We start from the raw sequence: 1,697 nt of genomic DNA on the forward strand, positions 1-1,697 counted from the left end.
ATCTGGCGCTGCGCGATCTGATCGTCGGGCCCGATGTCGACCTGCTCGACAGCATGCGCCGCATCAGCGGCCTGGAGCAGGGCATCGAGAACCCGATCCTGCGCCTGACGCTCTACCAGGGCGCCTTCTTCACGCTTCTGATCTTCTTCGGCTTCGCGCTGTTCATGCACGAGGTTGCGCGCCGTTGCCACCCGGGCATCTGGCTGCCGATGCTGGGCTGGCTCATCCTGCTCAACACCTCCGAAAGCATCGCCTCCAAGACGACGCTGATGACCAAATTCGTGGTGATCGCGCTGGCGCTGTACAGGCCGGCGAAGGAACGATCAGACAGTTTCCTTAAGCCTCTCCCTGGCCGCCGCAGCTAGAAACGCAGACCTGGTGACACCCAGTCGATGAGCTGCTTCGTCGATGTCGGCCAGCAGGCCTGCATCCAATGAGATATTGGCCCGGGCCGGCCGGCCATAGTCGCGTATGAGGGGGACCGAGATCAAAACGGCGCCATCGGTCAAGGCCGATCGTACCGCCTCATCGGCCATAAGCTCGTCCATGCTGCGAGGGCGGGGAGCGTCATGACCCTCCGCCAGTTCTTCAGCCACCCATTCAGCCAGAGCCGCGGTTGCGTCCTTGAATGCCTCATCCCGGTTTTCCGATTGGGCCACGCAGCCTGGTGCATCGGGGAACGACACACCGACGATGCCGTCCGCGGCATCCACGAGTGCGATATAGCGAGACATGTCCTGGTCCTATGTTCTTCGTTGCCTTGCTCTTGATGGAGCGTGGTGAGGAGTCGGTATTATTCCCAGCCCGCCGCTTTTGCGATTGACCGGGCTACCAAGGGCGTCACCGCCTTGTGCCGGGGACCATGATCGTCGGCATCCCGGCCTTCTTGTATTTGTCGTGTTTCGAGCCGCCGACAAGCTGCCAGCCCTCCCGTTCCAGCCGAGCCTTGATCTTGGTGGTGTTGGTCTCCGGCACAAGGATTCCTTGGGAAGCTAACGTGCAATTATTTGCACAATTTGCACGACCTATCAACGAAAATGCGCAAATAGATGTACATTCTTGCTGCCCGGCGGCGAGCGATTGGCGGCGGGCGCCGTTCATCACCCGGAGCAGAACAGGGCGACCGAGCACAGCCTTTACGCATTGGCCGCCACCCCGCTCGCCTCATGCCTCCGCGTCCCAAGCAACACCAGCGGCACCGCGACCAGGTTGATCGCTATCACCGACAGCCAGATGGTGATCTCGCAAGAATGCACCGGTCTCCCACCCACCGGCTCCCGCATCAAACCAAACGCTTGGAACGGTTTGGTGATTCAAAAAATCAAGTTGGCGGCATCGTCAAGCCCAGCGCCTCGACCATGGCGGGATCGAGCGCGCGGGTTATGTCGTCCATCATGCCCATGCCGTCGAACAGGTCCCAGAACGCCCAGGGAAAGCCGGCGGCTTCTGCGCTCTGCCGGACGTCGGCGATGTAGCGGGCGCGGTCGGGATTGGGCGCGGCGGTAAAGCGGGCGTCGGTGCGCAGCGCGCCGAACTCGCCCATGATGATGCGCCCGGGCGCGATGCCATGGCCGTCCGCCCAGCCGCTCACCTGCGCGAGGTAGCCGTCGATGAAACGACGGTCGGGCTGGGCGTCGAAATAGACTTTCAGCACCTTCTCGGTCTCTTCATAGGCGGCCTTCTTGGCTTCGTCGGAC

General features: G+C 62.2%; 3 protein-coding genes and 2 pseudogenes. 1 reads left to right on the top strand and 4 read right to left on the bottom strand.

Going from position 1 to position 1,697, the window contains the following annotated elements:
- Nucleotides 1-365: pseudogene (locus EOA27_RS35420) on the top strand (hypothetical protein); the annotation flags it as partial.
- On the opposite strand, the gene EOA27_RS35425 reads toward EOA27_RS35420, so the two are convergent.
- The 4 genes and pseudogenes from EOA27_RS35425 to EOA27_RS35435 all read right to left on the bottom strand — a co-directional run.
- Nucleotides 324-734: a type II toxin-antitoxin system HicB family antitoxin gene (locus EOA27_RS35425; protein ID WP_126083313.1), complete on the bottom strand. Its 411-nt coding sequence runs from the start codon at nucleotides 732-734 to the stop codon at nucleotides 324-326. The pseudogene EOA27_RS35420 and the gene EOA27_RS35425 sit on opposite strands and share 42 nt — an antisense overlap.
- A 106-nt stretch (nucleotides 735-840) precedes the next feature.
- Nucleotides 841-975: a hypothetical protein gene (locus tag EOA27_RS43065; RefSeq protein ID WP_281059513.1), complete on the bottom strand. Its 135-nt coding sequence runs from the start codon at nucleotides 973-975 to the stop codon at nucleotides 841-843.
- Between the two features lie 161 nt (nucleotides 976-1,136).
- On the bottom strand, nucleotides 1,137-1,271 hold the full coding sequence (locus EOA27_RS43070) for a hypothetical protein (RefSeq protein WP_281059005.1): 135 nt from the start codon (nucleotides 1,269-1,271) through the stop codon (nucleotides 1,137-1,139).
- 50 nt (nucleotides 1,272-1,321) lie between these two features.
- Nucleotides 1,322-1,697 (bottom strand): annotated as a pseudogene (locus EOA27_RS35435) (glycosyl hydrolase family 5); the annotation flags it as partial.

Source organism: Mesorhizobium sp. M2A.F.Ca.ET.037.01.1.1 (assembly GCF_003998075.1).
In the GTDB taxonomy this organism is placed as follows: Bacteria; Pseudomonadota; Alphaproteobacteria; order Rhizobiales; family Rhizobiaceae; genus Mesorhizobium.